This is a genomic window from Duganella sacchari (genome assembly GCF_900143065.1).
Taxonomy (GTDB): Bacteria; Pseudomonadota; Gammaproteobacteria; order Burkholderiales; family Burkholderiaceae_D; genus Rugamonas; species Rugamonas sacchari.
Map to the genome: position 1 here is coordinate 261695 of NZ_FRCX01000004.1, position 18567 is coordinate 280261.

Sequence of the window (18567 nt, forward strand, 5' to 3'; positions counted from 1 at the left end):
GACACTGCCGGCGCGGCACTGAACACCGCGCCGTTTTTATTTTCCAGGAGTAGTTATGAAGTTGAAGCAGCCCGCAATTGCGGTGGCGCTCGCCTGCGCGTTCTCCGCCCACGCAACCGACCTGATTATCACCAATGGCAAGGTCGCGACCATGACCAAAGAGGGCGCCTACGCCCAGGCGCTCGCCATCACCGACGGCAAGATCGACGCCGTGGGCAGCAATGCCCAGATCCTCAAACGCAAATCATCCAATACGCAAGTCATCGACGCTGCCGGCAGGACCGTGATTCCCGGCCTGAACGACTCGCACCTGCACATCATCCGCGAAGGCTTGAATTACAACGCTGAAATGCGCTGGGATGGCGTGACCTCGCTCAGGCAAGCCTTGCAGATGCTGAAGGAGCAGGCCGCGCGTACACCGAAAGGCGGCTGGGTGAAGGTGGTCGGCGGCTGGAACGAATTCCAGTTCGAAGAGAAGCGCCTGCCGACGCTGGAAGAAATCAATGAGGCGGTACCGGACAAGCCGGTATTCCTGCTGTATCTGTACGGCCTGGGCTTCCTGAACCAGAAGGGCATTGAAACGCTGGGCTACAACGCCGACACCAGGTTCAAGGACGGCGTGGTGGAGCTGGGCGCTGACGGCAAACCGACCGGCAAGCTGATCGCCAAGCCGAACGCGATGATCCTCTACACCACGCTGGCGAAGACGGGCGCGCTGTCGCGCGAGCAGCAGCTCAATTCGACGCAGCAGTACTACACCGAACTGAATCGCCTTGGCCTGACCAGCGCGATCGATGCGGGCGGCGGCGGCCAGGCGTATCCGGATGACTACGCGGTCAGCCTGGAGCTGGCCAGGAACGGCAAGCTGACGGTGCGTACTTCCTATTACCTGTTTGCGCAAAAGCCTGGCAAGGAGCTGGAAGATTATCAGCGCTGGCTGACGCAAACCCATCCCGACAAGAATGACCATCTGTTCTACGCCAACGGCTACAACACCGAAGGCGGCGGCGAGAACCTGGTGTGGAGTGCCGCGGATTTCGAAAACTTCCTGGAGCCGCGCCCGGACATGCCGGCGCAGATGGAGAGTGAGCTGGAGCCGGTGCTGCGTCTGCTCATCAAGAACCGCTGGCCGTTCCGCATCCACGCCACCTATGACGAGAGCATCGACCGCGATCTGGCCGTGATCGAGAAGGTGAACAAGGATACGCCGCTGAACGGCCTGCGCTGGTTCTTCGACCACGCGGAAACCATCAGCGACAAGCAGTTGGCGCGCGTGAAAGCGCTGGGCGGCGGCATCGCGGTGCAGGACCGCATGTATTTCCAGGGCGAGTTGTACTGGAAGCAGTACGGTGCGCAAAGCCGCCAGATGCCGCCGATTCAGAAAATGCTGGCCATGAAGATTCCGGTCGGCCTGGGCACGGACGGCACGCGCGTTTCAAGCTATGGTCCATGGCCGTCGATCTACTGGGCCGTGACCGGCAAGACCGCTGGCGGCCTGCAGATCTGGCGCGACCAGGATGTGCTGAGCCGCTATCAGGCGCTCAAGCTCATGACCCAAGGCAGCGCCTGGATGAGCGGCGAGGAAAAGCTGAAAGGCACGCTGGCCAAGGGCCAATATGCTGACATCGTCATCCTGCCGCAGGACTATTTCACGATGGACGTGGAGAAGATCAAACAGCTCGAATCCAGCCTGACGATTGTAAACGGCAAGGTGGTGTATGCCGCCCCCGAGTACTCGCAGTTCGCTCCGGCCAGACTGGAGGTGCAGCCGGACTGGAGTCCCGTGAAGCATTACGGCGGCTACCAGAACAAATAGTCAGGCGACCAACCAGCCGATCAGTGCGCCCGCAGCCAGCAGCCACAGCAGGTGGATGCGGGTGCGCCATAGCAGCAGGCCTGCGGTGAGCGCGATCAGCCACAGTGGCCAGTCGGTGGCTGGCTTGTCGTTGCTGGCGGCGAGGATCACGCCGACCGACACCATCAAGCCCACCACCACCGGCGCCATGCCTTGCTTGAAAGCGCGTACGCCCAGCAGCTCGCGGTTGCGGTGTCCCCAGCGCGCGGCCATGTAGGTGAGCGTGGTCGCGGGCGCCAGAATGCCGAGCATGGTGACGGCGACGCCGGCCAGCGCAGCCGCATAGCTGCCGGCGTTCAGGCCCACATTCCAGCCCATCAGCGCAACGAACAGCACATTGGGGCCGGGCGCCGCTTGCGCAATCGCGATCGAATTATTGAATTGTTCCTGCGTCAGCCAGTGGTGTTCCACCACCAGGTAGCGGTGCATTTCGGTAGTGGTGGAAATCGCACCGCCAATCGACATCAGTGACAGCAGCATGTAATGTCCGAACAGACTGAGCCAGTCACTCAAGCTCAGTACGATATGGAGTGGCGCTTGGTTCATCATGCCGGCGTTCCCTTGAGTTTGCGGTAGGTGAGTGCGCAAGCTGCGCCGCCCAGGATGAACAGGGTGTAGGCCAAGGGAAGGCGCAGCACCAGCACGGACACCACGCACAGCGCCGCAATCAGGCCCGTCAGCCAGCGCGGCAGCGGATGCGTGCGCAAGGCGGTCGCCAGCTTGAGGCCGGTCGCTGCGATCATGCCTGCCGTCACGGCAGCCATGCCCCGCAAGGCGCCTGCCACGCCGGGATGGTTGCCGTACTGCGCGTACAGCACGGCCAGCACCAGCACTACCAGCAGCGGCACGCACAGCATGCCGGCCAGCGCTGCCAGCGCGCCGCGCAGGCCGAAGTAGCGGTCGCCGATCATCAGCGAGAGGTTGACGACGTTGGGGCCGGGCATGATCTGCGCGACCGCCCAGTCTTCAATGAACTCTTCCGGCGTCAGCCACTTCTTGCGTTCGACAATTTCGCGCTGGACCACGGCCAGCACGCCACCAAAACCTTGCAGTGCAAGAATGGTGAATGACATGAATAAATCCAGCAGGGAGGCTGGACGGGGGCGGGCGGCATCGGAGGTCATACCACATTATAGAACGGGGTGACTTTAATTGCGGAATGATGGGAGGCTGATATTGACTTTGGCTCATCGTCGTCCATACTCCCTGAGCGCATCACCGATCGGGCGGTAGCCCTCACTCTCACCAAGGATCATGATGAACGTTATGCTAGTCCAAAGCCTGGAATCAGCGCCTCCCACCGTGTTATTCCAGCAGCGCCGCGATGAAGAATGCAGTGCCGTAGTCGAACGCGGCATTACCGTGCAGGACAGTTTCAATACCGTGTGTGCCATCGAGTACTTGAAATCGCACAATGTCAATCCGAAAGTGATCGAACGGGTGTTATTACACCCGGATCAGCGTCGAAAATCCTCGCATTGATCTCGGCAGCCTGCGTTTACTTATGCACAAATCATGTTGACAAGAATTTTTTTGAAAAGTTTTCTTGTTACAATCGAAGACCTTGCAAGCTATTGATTTTAAAGGCGATTGTTTTTGCCTGTTGGATGGGCAGTTTGTCGGAAACCGCGCCGTTACAGGCCGTATGCGTTGTCAATGGGGGTATATCCACATAGATATCCACAAGTATTGTGGATATCCCGAAAAACGCTTATCAATCCGTGACTTAAGCGAAACTTAAAGTGGTTTTTTAAGCGCCTGCAGCACGCTACCGACGATGATGGCGCCGCCATTGTCGCCGGTGACGGTAATGCGCAGGCGGACTTCCTGGCCATCCTTGCGCCACGTGCTGATCACGTCGGTCCAGGCTTCACCCTCCTTCAAGGCCTGCAGGGCGTCCGCCAGTTGGTCTTGCGGGTAGGGCAGGGGATGCAGCAGGTGCGGATCGGCGCCCATCAGTGCTTCCCGGCTGAACTGGAAGACCATGCAGGCTTTGTCGTTGACCGAGCTGATGCGGCCGTGTGCATCCAGCGTCATCATCACCGCGTGCTGGTCCACCGCAGTGAGCAGCTTGCGCGCCTGATCCAGCTCGGCCTGGATCGCCAGCGTATGCTGGTGCGCGTCTTCCAGCCCGGCATACGCGCGCAGCGAGGAAATCACGGTGGTGAACAGCTTGCGCGTGGTCAGGTCGGTCTTGCACCAGAAATCGTTGATGTCGTAATCGAGGATGATGCTGTGCTCGAGCGCCTGGCCCGGCTGGCCAGTGCGCAATACGATGCGTACCAGCTTGTTGTGCAGGCTGTCGCGGATCTGGCGTGCCACCTGCAGGCCGGCATCGCTGGTTTCCATGATGACGTCGAGCAGCACCAGCGCGATATCCGGCGTATTGCGCAGCACATTCAGCGCTTCCTCCCCGCTGTAGGCATGCAGGAAGCTGAGCCGGCGACCCTGGAAGCAGGCATTGCTGAGCGAGAATTTGGTGACGACATGCACATCCACGTCATCGTCCACAATCAGCACGCGCCATGGCGGCGGCGCCGGAGCTGCATTGGCGGCGTCCGTCCTGGTCTGGTTGGCGGGCTGTCCCTCTTCTTCAATCATCCAATCGGTATCGTCGTCGTTCTGATTCATGCATCATCCCAGGGTAAGTCGAAGAGGCCGAGCTCCAGAGTGACACTATTCCTCGCCAGCACATTTGTCAAAGAATTCGCAGTGCAGCGAAACAACGGGCGTCATGCTACCTACTTATGCACATAAAATTTATTTTCAAGCGGCGAAAAAGCCGCCAGTTGGCGACTTTTTAATTTTTCTAAGTTGTTGATTTTATGTGATAAAAAATCTGCCTGTGGATTAGGCAATTTGTTGTGCTGCCCGCCGTTAAAGGCGTTCTCAGCTGTCAAGAGGCGGTTATGCACACGCTTATCCACAGTTGGTGTGGATATCTGAAAAATCCACTTTAGATACGCTGACTTATGCCTTGTTTCTGAGAAAAAGCTTGCGCTATGTCTTCCGACAGATGGCGGCTCATCAAAATCAGGAATACAAGCAAGGCATGCAGTGCCAGTGCGAAGGTGATGGCGACGTTGGCCTGGGCACCCGCCAGGGCGGGATAGGCCAGCACGGCGATGGCCGGCGAAAAGCCGTAGCGGTCTGATTTAAGTAGTTGCTTGGCGTCGAGTCTGGCCCAGGCGACAATGCCGATGCCAAAGAAGGTCCAGCCAGCCGTCTGGTAATCGAAGTTGCCCAGCACAAAGGCCGTCAGCAGGGCAATGGCGCTCAGGGGCAGGGGAAGATTCTGTAGACGTTTCATGATGTGCTTTCGTATGCGGTGGAACGTATGACCAGAATAAAGCGCGGGCAACCATTGGTAAATTTTATTGTTCCTATCTTATCGATAGATTTTAATATTTTGTTTTTTCATCTATGATGTGAGGATGGCAAATCTTTTCCGTATTTTCTGCCTGTTAGCTCTGCTGATTGGCGCTCCCGGCGCCTGGGCATTGGACAGCAAAGTTACCCTCAACGATTACCACCATGACATCTGGACCGGCAAGGACGGCGCGCCGGGTGAAATCTCCAGCATGGCGCAAACGGCTGACGGCTGGCTGTGGATAGGCAGCAGCAACGGCCTGTACCGGTTTGACGGCATGCGCTTCCGTCGCTTCGAGGCCTTGCCGGGCGAAGTGGCGCCCCAGCGGCCCATCACGGCGCTGACTGCGCTGCGCAACGGCGACCTCGTGATTGGCTACATCTACGGTGGTATCAGCGTGCTGAGCAAAGGCCATCTCACGCATTCGCCGTCTATGCTGGGCGGCACACTGCTGGGTCCGGTATCGAGTGCGGCCATGGACCAGAATGGCGTGTTGTGGGCTGCGACCGGCCATGGCCTGCTGCAGCTGGCGAACCATGAATGGCGCAATGTCGGCAAGGCGCTGGGTGTGCCGCCGGGGCGCGTGTCCAACCTGATTATCGATCAATACGATCAGATCTGGCTGGCCGCAGGCCAGCAATTGCTGATGCTGGCCAAGGGCGGCCAGCGTTTCCGTACCGTACTCAGCGGCTACGGCGTCATCAATCTGAGCGAGTCGCCGGATGGCCGCCTGTGGCTGGACACGCGTGACAAGCTGGTGCCCGTGCCGCCCCAGCATCGCGGCCCGGACAAGCCGCGCCCGGCATGGCTGGCGCAGTCGGAAGGCCAGGAGAATGGCTTGTTCGACCGGGACGGCAATTACTGGATGCTGGCCTGTCCCGGCGTCTGCCGCAGCGACGGACTGGGCAGCGGGCCGGCCACCACCCTCACGCCGGCCGCCCATCCCGATAGCCGGTTGGATCAACCATGGCAGCTCAGCAGCCTGACGGGCAACATCCTGTTTGAGGACCGTGACGGCAGCATGTGGGTCGGCACGCAGGCCGGCGTCGAGCGCTTCCGCAACAACCGGCTCACGCAAGCGCGGCTGAATGGCGGCGAGCGCTTCCTGAGCTTTGCGCGCGACAGCAGCGGCCATGTGCTGGCCTGGGCCAAGCCCACGGGCGAGATCTGGCAACTCAGCAAGGACGCGCCGGCGCGCGTGGTCGAACGCGGCGCGGCCGGTAATTTCGGTGTGCTCGGCAACGCGGCCGATGGCGCGCTGCTGGTGGCGGGCGTAGACCATATCGAACGCCGCTATGCGGACAAGACCGAGCGCATCGCCTATCCGCCCGACCCCGACAAGCCCTCGGGCGATGTGCCGGTGGCGCGCATCATGGATGACGGCCGCGCGCTGTGGGTGACGATCTCCCGCCGCGGCACCTTCCGCTGGCACGATGGCCGCTGGCAGACACAGGCCGAGCTGGGCCTGCCGCCGGGGATTTTCTTTGCCGCGCCGGGGGCGCCGGGCGCCATGTGGTTCGGCTATAACGATGGCGTGGTGCTGCATTTCGATCAGGGCCGTATCACGCGCTACGCGCCGCAGGGCGATCACGATGTCGGCGCCATCACCTTCCTGCATGGCGGCGACGAGGTGATCGCTGGCGGCAGCGCTGGCCTGGCGGTGCTGCGTGGTGGGCAGTTCCGCCGTATCGGCGCGATCGATCCGGAGGTGCTGTCGCGCGTGTCCGGCATGGTGATCGCTGCCAATGGCGATCACTGGTTCAACGGTGGCAAAGGCGTGGTGTCTGTGCGGGCGGCCGACTGGCAGGCCGCCGTGGCCGCGCCGGACAAGCCGTTGAAGTATGTGTTGTACGGCGTGCTGGATGGCTACCCCGGCTTTGCCGCCACTGCCATCCGCTTGCCCAGCGCGATTGCCGATGCCGATGGCCAGCTGTGGTTTGCCGGCGTCAGCGGCATCGCGCAGCTGGACAGCACGCGCGTGTATCCGGCGCCTCATCCGCCGCAGGTGAAGATAGAGACGCTGGTGGCGCAAGGTAACCGCTATCTGGACTTTGCGCAGCCGGTGACGCTGGCGCCGGGTACCACCTCGTTCCGCATCGAATACACGGCGCTGAGCTACACCATGCCGGAAGGCCTGCGCTTCCGCTATCGGCTGGAAGGCGTGGACGCCGATTGGCAAGACCCCGGCGCGCGGCGCGCGGTCTCGTACACCAATCTGGGGCCGGGCGATTACCGCTTCCGCGTCGCGGCGGTGAACCAGTTCGGCCAGTGGAACGATGAGGAGGCGTCGATCGCCGTACGCATACTGCCGACCTTCACGCAGACGCGCTGGTTCTACGCCTTGTGTGCGCTGGGCGTGGCCGGCGTGCTGTACCTGCTGTATCTGTTGTGGCTACGCCAGGCCACCATGCGCTTCGCCACCCGCATGGCGGAGCGGGAACGCATCGCGCGCGCCTTGCATGACAGCTTCCTGCAAAGCGTGCATGGGCTGACGATGAGCTTCCAGACGGCGCTGAGCGGACTGCCCGAGGATTCGGTGGCGCGCCAGAAAATCGAACGCGTGCTGCTTTTGGCGGACAAGGTGATGGAAGAGGGGCGCGATGAAGTGCAGGATCTGCGCTCCGGCGCCATGGGGAATGGCGATCTGGCGCATGGACTGACCTTGGTTGGCGAGGTGCTGCAGGAGTCGCATGGCAGCGTGTTCAGCCTGCGCACGGCTGGCACGCCGCGCACGCTGGAATCGCAGGCGGCCTGCGAGGCGTACAGCGTCGCCCGCGAAGCCATCATGAATGCGTTCCGCCACGCGCAAGCGAGCACCATCCAGGTGGAGCTGAACTACGGCGACGACCAGTTCATGGTCCAGGTGCTGGACGATGGCAAGGGCATCGACGCTGACGTCATCCGCAACGGCCGCACAGGCCATTGGGGCTTGACTGGCCTGTTCGAACGCGCCGCCCGTATTGGCGGCCACATCGCCATCGATCACCGCGCAGGTGGCGGAACGCGCGTGATGCTGACTGTGCCTGCGGCTTGCGCCTATGCCGGCCAGGCGCGCTGGAAGCGTTATATACCGCGCTGGCTTAGCCGATAGTCGCCAGCACTTTGCGTATGGCGCCATGCGCCATCACCAGTTCCGGGCCATCGTGCAGCAGCGCGTTGTATTTGGCGCGGAATGCCTGGTCGCCTTCCTCGCAAGGGCCGATCAGCATTTCCAGCGACTGGCGGAACGCTTTGGCTTCCTCGGCGCCGATCTCCGCCTCGTCTTCCAGGCGTTCGTCCAGCTGCGCCATCAGGCCGGACAGCTTTTGAAGCCAGGCGAAATGCGGATGGTTGGTAATCAGCTGCAAATGCTCCAGCGGGCTGCCGACAGCGCCAAAATACTGGGTTTCCAGATGAATCAGTTGCTTGTGCAGGTCGCGCAAGGCGCGCTGCAAAGCGGTCAGTTGGGTGTGTTGGGTGCTCATGGTAGATCCATCTTAGCAGACGCGCGATGCGCGAACAGCCTATATTAAGATGAGTAGTTTTTGCCTGGCGCGCGCCCTAAGATGAGGGTTCCTTTACACCATATGGAACCCATCATGAGCAATCCTAAATTAGAAGTCCTGACCCCGAAAAACAGCCAGCTGATCTTCATTGACCATCAGCCGCAAATGGCTTTCGGCGTACAGTCGATCGACCGCCAGGTGTTGAAGAACAATACCGTCGCCCTGGCCAAGGCAGCCAAGGTGTTTGGCGTGCCAACCACCATCACCACCGTGGAAACCGAAGCCTTCTCGGGCCACACTTACCCTGAACTGCTGGACGTATTCCCGGGACAAGACATCCTGGAACGTTCGTCGATGAATTCGTGGGACGACCAGAAAGTGCGCGATGCGCTGAAAGCCAACGGCAAGAAGAAAGTCATCGTGGCCGGCCTGTGGACGGAAGTCTGCAACACCACCTTCGCGCTGTGCGCGATGCTGGAAGGCGACTATGAAATCTACATGGTGTCTGATGCGTCGGGCGGCACTTCGAAAGAAGCCCACGACTACGCCATGCAGCGCATGATCCAGGCCGGCGTGGTGCCGGTGACCTGGCAGCAGGTGCTGCTGGAATGGCAGCGCGACTGGGCGCACCGCGAAACCTACGACGCGGTAATGGCCATCGTGCGTGAACACTCGGGCGCCTACGGCATGGGCGTGGACTACGCCTACACCATGGTGCACAAGGCGCCGGAACGCACCCACAGCACCCACAAGGTGCTGCCGGCCGTGCCAGCGAAGTAATCAGAACACGCTGAGCAGGCCACGCCGGGCCGCCACGGTGGCGGCTTCCGTGCGGCTGGCAACATTGAGCTTGGCCAGGATGTTATTGACGTGGAATTTGACGGTGCCGACTTCAATATCCGCACTGCGCGCGATCATCTTGTTACTCTTGCCGGTGGCCAGATGCGTCAGGATTTCCAGCTCGCGCCGCGACAGCTGGCTGGCGGCCTTGCGTTGCGCCAGCTTGCTGGCCACGGCCGCAGGCAGGAATTGCTGGCCGCTGGCCACCGTGCGGATGCAGTCGAGCAGCTGGTCCGAGCCGCCATCTTTGAGCAGGTAGGCCTTGGCGCCAGCGCGCAGGCCGCGGTAGACATCTTCGTCACCCTGGTAGGTGGTGAGGATGACGATGCTGGCGCTGTCGTCAAACGCGCGGATTTGCTCGATGGCCTCGACGCCGTTCAGGCGCGGCATGCTGAGATCGAGGATGGCCACGTCCGGCCGGTGTTGCTGATACAAGGCCACCGCCTGCACGCCATCGGCCGCTTGTGCGACCAGCCGGAATTCCGGCATGGCGCCGAGCAGGGAACTGAGGCCAGCCAGTATCAGGGGATGATCGTCCGCGATCAGGATCGAGATGGGGTCCATACGGTGTACTCCTTGAAACTGAGGTGAAAAGCGGCGCCCTGCGGCTGAACTGTGGTGGTCCAGATTTGACCGCCGTGGGCCTGGACGATGCTGCGGCAAATCGCCAGGCCCATGCCGGTGCCGCCCGGCTTGGTGGAGAACAGTGGTTCGAATATGCGTTCTGCCAGTGCGGCAGGGATGCCGGCGCCGCTGTCCTCGATGCTGATGCGCAGCGCGCCATCGGCCAGCAGGGTTTTCAGCGCCAGCGTGCGCGGAGCAGCGCTGTCTTTCAACGCTTCGATGGCGTTCAGCAGCAGGTTCAACATCACCTGCGCCAACTGGACGCGGTCGGCGGTGAGCTGGTACGGCGCGGCTGCGTAGTCTTCGATCATGGTGATGCCGTGCTGGCGCAGCTCACCGCGCATCAGCTGCAAGACCTCGCGCAAGGCATCTTCGACGATGAAGGTGCTGCGCTCGGGCGCCGCCTGGCATGCCATGCCGTGCAGGCTGCGCACCATGCCGGCGGCCGCCGTACTGGCTTGCATCACGACGCGCAGCGCGGCCCGTGCCTGCTCCAGGCGTGGCGGGTCCTGCTCCAGCCATTTCATGCAGGCTTCCGCATTGATGGTCACGGCGGCCAGCGGCTGTTTGACTTCGTGGGCAATCGATGCCGCGAACTCGCCCAGCGCGTTGAGACGTACCGGGCGCAGATCGGGTGAGGGCGGAGGACTGGCCATAGTGGGCTTTACATGATGGTTACGCGAGCAGACATCATGCAACAGTTGGCGGCCAGCGAAAATCCAGCATAGTTGTCATGGCTGGGTCACCCGATCGGGTTAGTCCCTGGGCAGGCTGGCACCCGCCCAACCACAGCTCTACCTGAAGGCGGAGGCGCTTACCAGTGATACACGGCTGAAGCGATGGCCTTGCGCGGTTCGCCATAGAAGCAGTGGTAAGGGCAAGCGGTGATGAAGGTCTTGTCGCTCACGTTGCTGAGATTGAGCGCGAAGCGCCATGGACCGGCGGTGTAGCTGGCCATGGCGTCGAACACCGTGTAATCGCCGCCACGGTATTGGTGCCTTTGGCTGCTTGTTTCGCCGACATAGCGGGCGTTCGCCCCCAGTTTGATCTGCGGCAGGCCGACAGCATCAGCGCGCTCCCCTTGGCTGGTAGCGGATGCCAGTTTCATATTGCTGTCGGCTTGATAAGCGCAAGCGTGAGAAGAAGGCCGGCAAGGCCGGCCTGGCGTGCGGTAGTTGGAATTTCTCGCGGGGACATGAAGGACTGTCAAAAAGTGTCTGGAACTAGGCAGACGTTCCAGCGCCCCATTTGTTCAGGCAATCCTGAAAAGTGAATTCACGCAGCGCGTTGAGAAGCCCCGGCCGGACATTGCTCGAGGAGGATAGAAAACCGGCGATGGTTGCCATCGCCGCATCACCGATCGGTTTAGTCTTTTTGCAGGAAGGCCAGCAGGTCGGCGTTCAGCTTGTCCTTGTGGGTGGTCGGCAGGCCGTGCGGCGCACCTTCGTAGACCAGCAGCGTAGCATTCTTGACCAGTTTGACCGCGGTTTTGGCTGAGGCGTCGATAGGGACGATCTGGTCGTCGTCGCCGTGCACGATCAGGACCGGTACATCAATTTTCTTCAGGTCTTCGGTGAAGTCGGTTTCCGAGAATTGCTTGATGCAGTCGTAAGCATTCTTGATACCGCACTGCATGCCTTGCAGCCAGAACGTATCGCGCACACCTTGCGATTCCTTGGCGCCCGGACGATTGTAGCCGTAGAACGGAATGGTCAGATCCTGAAAGAACTGCGAACGGTCTTTCAGCACGCCGTCACGGATGCCGTCAAAGACCGACATCGGCAGACCGCCCGGATTGCTGTCCGACTTGACCATTTGCGGTGGTACGGCGCCCACCAGAACGGCCTTCTTTACGCGTGCGCTGCCATGACGGCCGATGTAGCGGGCGACTTCACCGCCACCGGTGGAGTGGCCAACCAGCGTGGCGTCCTTGATATCGAGCGCATTGAGTAGCGTGGCCAGGTCATCGGCGTAGGTGTCCATGTCGTTGCCGTTCCATGGCTGGCTGGACAGGCCGTGGCCGCGGCGGTCATGGGCGATGACGCGGTATCCATGGCTGGCCAGGAAAATCATCTGGTCTTCCCAGGCGTCGCCCTGTAGTGGCCAGCCATGGCTGAAGACCACGGCCGGGCCGCTGCCCCAGTCCTTGAAATGAATGCGGGTACCGTCTTCTACGGTGACACTGTCGATGGTCAGTTTGCTATTGCTCATGGGGGCTCCTGTATTCCTGGGTGAGTGAGTAGGGTACTGCCCATACAGTGTAAGCACCGCACGATTGGATGGCTCCTGCCAAAAGTCCAGTTCTGGCTTAGGGTTGAGTTATGGGCGACTCGTCATAGTTAAGCGGCAGCCATTGGTACTCGCCCTGATGCCGGCGGATGTGGCCCAGGCCGGGGAAGGCAATGTGGGCGGCGGCGACGATCCAGTGCTTTTCTGCTGCCTTCTGCAGCAGCATGGCGCGCGTGGCCTGTGCATTTGCCTCGCTGCTATCGTACTTCACGGTGGCGGCAGGATGCGGTAGCTGAATCGGCGCGACGTGCACGATGTCGCCCCAGATCAGTAACTGCTGGCCGCGGCTCTGGATCAGATAGCTCGCATGGCCGGGCGTGTGGCCGGGAGCGGGCAGGGCCTCGATCCCGGCCTCCAGGGGGCCGAATGCACGGAAGGGCTGGAAGCGGCCGGCGGCCTGGTATGGTGCAACGGCAGCCTGCGCCGCATCAAAAAAGGTGGCAAGCAAGGCTGGTGCCCTGGCCTTGTTGTCCGCTGTCAGCCAGTAATCCGCTTCCGCTTGTGACAGGCGCAGCACGGCGTTAGGAAAAGCGGGTGCGCCGCCGGCGTGATCCTTGTGCAGATGGGTGAGGTAGATTTCATCGACTTGCTCCGGCTGGTAGCCGGCTGCGCGCAGATGCGCCACCAGCTTGCCGCAGCAGTCGCCATACAATGCGCCGGCGCCGGTGTCGACCAGTATCAGTTTGCTGCCTGTATTGATCAGGAACGCGTTGATGGAACCCTGGAGTGGCAGCGCAAGATCGGCGTCCGCCAGTTCCTTGATTGCCTGCTGCGGTGTGATGTTGGTCATCACGGTATCGACCGGGAACGGATGCGTACCGTCCGACAGCGCGGTCACTTCAAAGTCGCCCAGCATGATGCGGTAATAGCCGGGTGCCTGATGCTGCGACCGGGGTGCGGCAGCGTAGGTGATACATGGCGCGAGCGGCGCGGCCAGTACGCAGGCCAGCAGGAAATACTTCAGTGTCAGTTTCATGGCGATCCTTGTGCTACAACGGGAGTCACCGATGCTAGCGCAAAGCGCTTCGCCGCGCCCCGGCCGTAAGACCAGCTTCGGCATAAATCATGCGAGCCGCAGCTGGTGGCGATGTCGGGTTGGTGCACTATTTCACATTGGCCGCAACACAGGTCAGGCACAGAGTATTTTCAACTGGTCGAGTTGATCGAGGAAACGTTCAGCGGCGACAGCGGGCGGCCATGGCTCCCACGCAGTGCCGCCATAGATGACTTGCAGCGGGTCTTCACTCAGCGGCGGTACCGTGATCTTCAGCGTCTGGCGGACTTCCTGTGCCGACCAGCCGGCGACATGTACCGCTTCGCTGGCGGCGGCCAGGCGGTCGGCGAGTTTATGGGCGGCGTGTTCCTTGACCGTCCAGCGCGGCAGGCCGTAGCGCAGGAAGACAGCGGCTTCCAGTTTCTGCGATAGCGTCTTGAGGGCGTCGCCCATGAAGGGCTTGAGCGGCGAGACGCAGTCAAATCCCAGCAGGCCTTCTTCCGCATCATGCAGCAGTTCGCGCAGCGCGGACAACGGCGCCAGCGTCAGGCCCGCAGACTGGCAGGCCGCAGCGCGCACATGCATCACGGTCAGCGAGTGCTGCGCTACTGACAGCGGCAGTGGCCAGGCCGAATGCCCGCCCCAGCGATAGGTGCGGGCCAGCCCCAGTGCAAGGTCGCTATCGTCCCAGTCAAAAGGTGTGGGATCGAGCAAATCCAGCCGCCGTCCGGACGGCATGCGCACCCAGGCGCGTTGTGCTTGGTGGTCTCTGGCCATGGCAAATTCTACCTCGAAAATCGTTATTTATTTTAGGCAATAGTGCCTGATCTGAAATACACTGATGGATTACCGACTTCTCTTTCCCGCAACGCCATGGCGACCAGACCTTCCTATATTTATCAGGGCGGCTCGGTGATGATGCACTCACCGCTGCAATTGAAGAATTCCGAGATGTACGGCTTTTTCGTCAAGGGCGAGCTGGCCAAACTCCAGGCGACGCTGGACGGTACGCTGAACGCCGTCGCCGGCCAGCGCATGACGTTCAAGGCGCTTTCGCCGTATGTGCTGATTACTTTCACGCGCGTGAATCATGCGGATTCCGCCGCCCCGGTGGACCATGCCAAGGGCTGGATCACGGAAATCGATATCGTCACCTGGATCATGGTCGGCGCGATGGATGAAGAGGGCGAGCTGGCCCACATCTACTACTACCCGGCGCACATCTTCGTGGATGATGCGATGGCGCTGATTAACGGCCGCGAGCTGTTCGGCTATCCCAAATACCTGTGCGAGTACGAGATCGACGCCAGTCGCTGCGCGCTGTCGGCCAAGGGCTTCCACCCGTTTTCGCCGGACACGAAAATCGCCATGCATCCGCTGCTGGAGGTGAACGCCACGCAGGCCACGGACGGCGAGCGTGAAGTCAGCAGCATCTTCGACATCATCGAGCAGGCGATTGAGCTGTTCCTGTCGATCCCGGACTTCTTCAACATGGACGTCGCGGGCTGGGAAGACATTATCTCGCTGCTGCGCAATCCGCGCATCGACCAGATCTTCCTCAAGCAGTTCCCGGACAGCGCAGGCCTGAAGGCGGTGTACCAGGCGATCCTGGCGGCGCCCGCCACCATCGAGAAAATCCACAGCGGCAAAGTGCTGGGCTACGAGTACGAGGCGGTGCTGCACGCGTTCGACAGCTTCCCGCTCAACGACACGCTGGGCCTGAAACTGGGGCCGCAGCAAGCCATCCTGCCGTACTACCTGAATTTCGATTTCACCGCGCAGCCGGGCGAGGAGCTGGTGGACAACTCGTCGATTGCGCCGCAGAAGATTGCGATACTGGGCGGCGGCGTGGGCGCCATGACCACGGCCTACTATCTGAGCGATCAGCCGGGATGGCAGAACAACTACGACATCACCGTCTACCAGCAAGGCTGGCGCCTGGGCGGCAAGGGCGCCAGCGGGCGCAATGCCAAACTGGGACAGCGCATCGAGGAACACGGACTGCACATCTGGTTCGGTTTTTACGCAAATGCCTTCAAGATGATCAAGGCCGCCTATGCGAGCCTGGACCGCCCGGCCGGTGCGCCGCTGGCGACCTGGCGCGACGCCTTCAAGCAGCATGACTACGTGGCCCTGTCGGAGCAGGTTGGCGACCAGTGGCATAACTGGTCGATCGTGTTCCCGACGCTGCCGGGCGAACCGGGCGAGGGCGATGAAAAGATCACGCTGTGGCAGATGGCGGTGGCCATGGTGGGCTGGATCGAGAAGTGGATACGCAGCCTGGATAAGCTCACGAAAGAGATGGAGCTGCCGCCGCATCCGCACCACACGGGCGTGATTCCAGACTGGCTGTATCACCTGGCGGAAGGCGTGACCTCGTCGGTGCACGAGCTGCTGGATGATGTCTCGCTGCTGGCCAGTGCGCTGACCGGCATGGTGTTCAATATGGCGGAAGATGCGGACCCAGGCCAGCATCTGGCGCTGGCGGGCGCACTGGCGGGCGTGCGCGGCAAGCTGCATTCGCGCTACGACAAGCTGATCGCCAATGCCAACGGCGATGTTGCGGATGATATCCGCCGCCTGTTCATCTGCCTGGACCTGGGCATCACGGTCATGAAGGGCGTGTTTGAAGATGGTGTCATCAAGCATGGCTTTGATGTCATCAACGATATCGACTTCCGCGACTGGCTGCGCAAGCACGGCGGCGACGAAGCACTGTGTGTGAATTCGGCGCCGGTACGTGGCTTCTACGATCTGGTGTTTGCCTACGAGGGCGGCAACTTCGACAAGCCGAATGCGGAAGCGGGCACGCTGCTGCGCGCGATGGCGCGTATCGGCCTCGCTTACAAGGGCGGCATCATGTTCAAGATGCAGGCGGGGATGGGCGACACCATCTTTACGCCGATGTATCAGGCCTTGCTGGCGCGCGGCGTCAAGTTCAAGTTCTTCCACAAGGTGGAGGAGCTGGTGCCGGACGGCAGCCAGATCGGCAGCATCCGCATGACGCAGCAAGTGGCGCTGGCAAACGGCAGCTACGATCCGCTGGTGCCGGTCAAAGGGCTGGACTGCTGGCCGAGCGAACCGCTGTACGGCCAGATCGACAAGGCGCAGGCGGCGCTGCTGCAAGCGAAGAATATCAACCTGGAGTCGCATTGGACCGACTGGCCGCAAGTGTACCGCGAAGCGTTTGACCAGGAACTGCCGGTGGTGACATTGCAGCGCGGCGTCGATTTCGACCAGGTAGTGTTTGGTATTTCGATCGGCTCGCTGCCGGTGCTGTGCCCGCAGTTGCTGGCGCAAAGCCCGGCGTTGCTGGCCACCTCCGAAAAAGTACAGACCGTGGCGACGCAAGCCTACCAGGTCTGGCTGGACAAGGACCTGGCGCAGATGGGCTGGTCCTATCAGCCGGACGGCCAGCAGCCGGTGCTGAGCGGCTTCACCGAGCCTTACGATACCTGGGCGCCGATGGACCAGCTGCTGGTACGCGAAGACTGGCCGGCGCCGCTGGACCCGCGCAATGTGTCCTACTTCTGCAGCGCATTGCCGGTGGAGAGTTATCCGCCGGTCAGCGACCATGGCTTCCCGGCGCGCATGGCGGAGGTGGCCAAGGCGGGCGCCATCAGCCAGCTGGGCAAGGAGATCGCTTCGCTGTGGTCGGCGGCCGGTCCGTCCGGCGCGTTCCCGTGGCAATGGCTGGTCGATGGCAGCGAAGCCACCGGTGTCCAGCGCTTTGATGCGCAATACTGGCGCGCCAATGTCGATCCGTCCGAGCGCTATGTGATGTCGGTGGTGAATTCGACCAGGTACCGCTTGCGCACCGACCAGTCGGGATTCTCCAACCTGTTCCTGACCGGCGACTGGATCAAGACGGGCCTCAATGCGGGCTGCGTGGAAGCGGCCGTGATGGCAGGCATGCAGACTTCGCGCGCGATCAGCGGCTATCCGGCCGTGATCGAGGGCGAGGTGGATTTCTAAAGCTGCTTGTAAAAGAAGGTGGTGCCGCAGTAGGCGCCATCTGGCATCAACGCGTAATTGGGCACGACGCCAACCGCCTGCCAGCCGGCGCGCTGGTACAGGCGTTCGGCGTCGCCACCGGTAACGGTGTCCAGTACCAGCACGGTTTTGCCTTCTTCCCGGGCGGTGTGATCGACTGCCGCCATCAGCTGCGCCGCCACGCCATGGCGGCGGGCATCGCGGTGGACCAGCATCTTGGCGATGTCCGCACGGTGCGGCTGGTTGTCGGGCAGCGCGGTGATAAGCTGGACGGTGCCGATGATGCGCCCCGCGCCGGTTTCCGCCACCAGCAGGATGCGTTCGTGGCGCGCCGCGCCGGCCAGCACGCCGCGCCAGAATTCCAGCGCTTTCTCGCGCGGCATCGGCAGCATGAAGCTGACCGAGGCGCCGCCTTCAACGCAATCAAGCAGTACATCGGCCAGGGCTGACGCCAGCGTTTCGGTGTGCGTGCTGGCCTCGCTCGCGCTCACACGGCGGACTGTGACAGCGTTCATGCGTTTCTCCTGGCGTTGGGCTGGGTGGTCAGTGCGACCAGATAGCGCGCCTGGGCGCCGGTGGGATTGTGGAAGCTGATGTGGCGGTCCAGGCGCATGGCCAGCGTGTCGCCAGCGTCCAGCCGCCACTGCTGATCGCCGACGCTGACTTCCATGGCGCCTTCTATCATCCATACCTGCTGGTGAATGTCGGCATTGTGCGGCACGCTGTCGTAGGCAACGCGCTGGCCGGCCGGGAAGACCACGTCCACCAATTGCAGCGGAGATGGTGCCGCTGGCGACAGGCTGCGCCGCATATAGCCGGATGCCGGGTCGGTCCATACTGGCTGGTCGGCGACCCGCGCGACTGGCGATGGCCCGGCCTCCGGTGCGGCCTTGTCTTCAAACAGCGCGGCCAGCGCCACGCCCAGCGCGCTGGCCAGTTTGTCCAGCACGGCGGCAGTGGGGCTGCTTTCGCCGCGCTCAATCAGGGAAATGTTCGAACGGCTGACGCCACTGCGCGACGCCAAAGCATCCAGTGAGAGGCTTTGGGCGTCGCGCAGTTCCCGCACGCGGCGGGCGATGAGCTGATGTATGTCCATGAATTCCATTTTACAGGAAAT

18 protein-coding genes are annotated in these 18567 nt (G+C 61.8%); 4 read left to right on the forward strand and 14 right to left on the reverse strand.

Going from position 1 to position 18567, the window contains the following annotated elements; all coding sequences use genetic code 11:
* Positions 1–55 precede the first annotated feature (55 nt).
* Positions 56–1816 carry an amidohydrolase gene (locus BUA36_RS10285; RefSeq protein WP_072784102.1) on the forward strand — a complete coding sequence of 587 codons (1761 nt, stop codon included), beginning with the start codon at positions 56–58 and terminating at the stop codon, positions 1814–1816.
* Here the strand turns inward: BUA36_RS10285 and BUA36_RS10290 are convergent, their stop codons facing one another.
* The 5 genes from BUA36_RS10290 to BUA36_RS10310 form a co-directional block, all read right to left on the reverse strand.
* On the reverse strand, positions 1817–2401 hold the full coding sequence (locus tag BUA36_RS10290) for a chromate transporter (protein WP_072784634.1): 585 nt from the start codon (positions 2399–2401) through the stop codon (positions 1817–1819).
* Complete coding sequence (locus BUA36_RS10295) at positions 2401–2928, reverse strand: chromate transporter (protein WP_229255662.1); 528 nt, start codon at positions 2926–2928, stop codon at positions 2401–2403. Before BUA36_RS10295 ends, BUA36_RS10290 begins: the two co-directional genes overlap by 1 nt.
* A 664-nt stretch (positions 2929–3592) precedes the next feature.
* On the reverse strand, positions 3593–4486 hold the full coding sequence (locus BUA36_RS10305) for a PAS domain-containing protein (protein ID WP_072784109.1): 894 nt from the start codon (positions 4484–4486) through the stop codon (positions 3593–3595).
* Between the two features lie 110 nt (positions 4487–4596).
* Positions 4597–4770, reverse strand: coding sequence for a hypothetical protein (locus BUA36_RS30685; RefSeq protein WP_167544275.1), 174 nt, complete (start codon positions 4768–4770; stop codon positions 4597–4599).
* 41 nt (positions 4771–4811) lie between these two features.
* On the reverse strand, positions 4812–5165 hold the full coding sequence (locus BUA36_RS10310) for a hypothetical protein (protein ID WP_072784111.1): 354 nt from the start codon (positions 5163–5165) through the stop codon (positions 4812–4814).
* Positions 5166–5289: 124 nt separating this feature from the next.
* Between BUA36_RS10310 and BUA36_RS10315 the strand changes: the two genes are divergently transcribed.
* Entirely contained in the window at positions 5290–8316 is a 3027-nt protein-coding gene (locus BUA36_RS10315; RefSeq protein ID WP_072784112.1) for a sensor histidine kinase, read from the forward strand.
* Here the strand turns inward: BUA36_RS10315 and BUA36_RS10320 are convergent.
* A complete protein-coding gene (locus BUA36_RS10320; RefSeq protein ID WP_072784115.1) occupies positions 8306–8689 on the reverse strand; it encodes a hypothetical protein in 384 nt (127 codons plus the stop codon). The genes BUA36_RS10315 and BUA36_RS10320 overlap by 11 nt on opposite strands.
* A gap of 114 nt (positions 8690–8803) precedes the next feature.
* Between BUA36_RS10320 and BUA36_RS10325 the strand changes: the two genes are divergently transcribed.
* Positions 8804–9490 carry a hydrolase gene (locus BUA36_RS10325; RefSeq protein WP_072784118.1) on the forward strand — a complete coding sequence of 229 codons (687 nt, stop codon included), beginning with the start codon at positions 8804–8806 and terminating at the stop codon, positions 9488–9490.
* Here the strand turns inward: BUA36_RS10325 and BUA36_RS10330 are convergent, their stop codons facing one another.
* From BUA36_RS10330 to BUA36_RS10355, 6 genes are all read right to left on the reverse strand, one after another.
* Positions 9491–10114 (reverse strand): response regulator, encoded by a 624-nt coding sequence (locus tag BUA36_RS10330; RefSeq protein ID WP_072784120.1) that lies wholly within the window; start codon positions 10112–10114, stop codon positions 9491–9493.
* The gene (locus BUA36_RS10335; protein WP_072784123.1) at positions 10093–10830 is read right to left on the reverse strand and encodes a sensor histidine kinase; all 738 of its coding nucleotides are present in this window, start codon (positions 10828–10830) and stop codon (positions 10093–10095) included. The genes BUA36_RS10330 and BUA36_RS10335 overlap by 22 nt, the downstream gene beginning before the upstream one ends.
* A 158-nt stretch (positions 10831–10988) precedes the next feature.
* Entirely contained in the window at positions 10989–11282 is a 294-nt protein-coding gene (locus tag BUA36_RS10340; protein ID WP_139260469.1) for a TonB-dependent receptor, read from the reverse strand.
* A gap of 257 nt (positions 11283–11539) precedes the next feature.
* Complete coding sequence (locus tag BUA36_RS10345) at positions 11540–12385, reverse strand: alpha/beta fold hydrolase (RefSeq protein WP_072784125.1); 846 nt, start codon at positions 12383–12385, stop codon at positions 11540–11542.
* A 97-nt stretch (positions 12386–12482) separates the two neighbouring features.
* Positions 12483–13439, reverse strand: a complete 957-nt coding sequence (locus BUA36_RS10350) for an MBL fold metallo-hydrolase (RefSeq protein ID WP_072784127.1) — start codon at positions 13437–13439, stop codon at positions 12483–12485.
* A 153-nt stretch (positions 13440–13592) separates the two neighbouring features.
* Complete coding sequence (locus BUA36_RS10355; protein WP_072784129.1) at positions 13593–14234, reverse strand: phosphohydrolase; 642 nt, start codon at positions 14232–14234, stop codon at positions 13593–13595.
* Positions 14235–14330: 96 nt separating this feature from the next.
* Here BUA36_RS10355 and BUA36_RS10360 point away from each other — a divergent pair, with 96 nt between their 5' ends.
* Complete coding sequence (locus BUA36_RS10360; RefSeq protein ID WP_072784131.1) at positions 14331–17432, forward strand: NAD(P)-binding protein; 3102 nt, start codon at positions 14331–14333, stop codon at positions 17430–17432.
* Here the strand turns inward: BUA36_RS10360 and BUA36_RS10365 are convergent.
* A complete protein-coding gene (locus BUA36_RS10365) occupies positions 17429–17965 on the reverse strand; it encodes a GNAT family N-acetyltransferase (RefSeq protein ID WP_072784134.1) in 537 nt (178 codons plus the stop codon). The genes BUA36_RS10360 and BUA36_RS10365 overlap by 4 nt on opposite strands.
* Complete coding sequence (locus BUA36_RS10370; protein ID WP_072784636.1) at positions 17962–18546, reverse strand: helix-turn-helix domain-containing protein; 585 nt, start codon at positions 18544–18546, stop codon at positions 17962–17964. Before BUA36_RS10370 ends, BUA36_RS10365 begins: the two co-directional genes overlap by 4 nt.
* Positions 18547–18567: the final 21 nt, after the last annotated feature.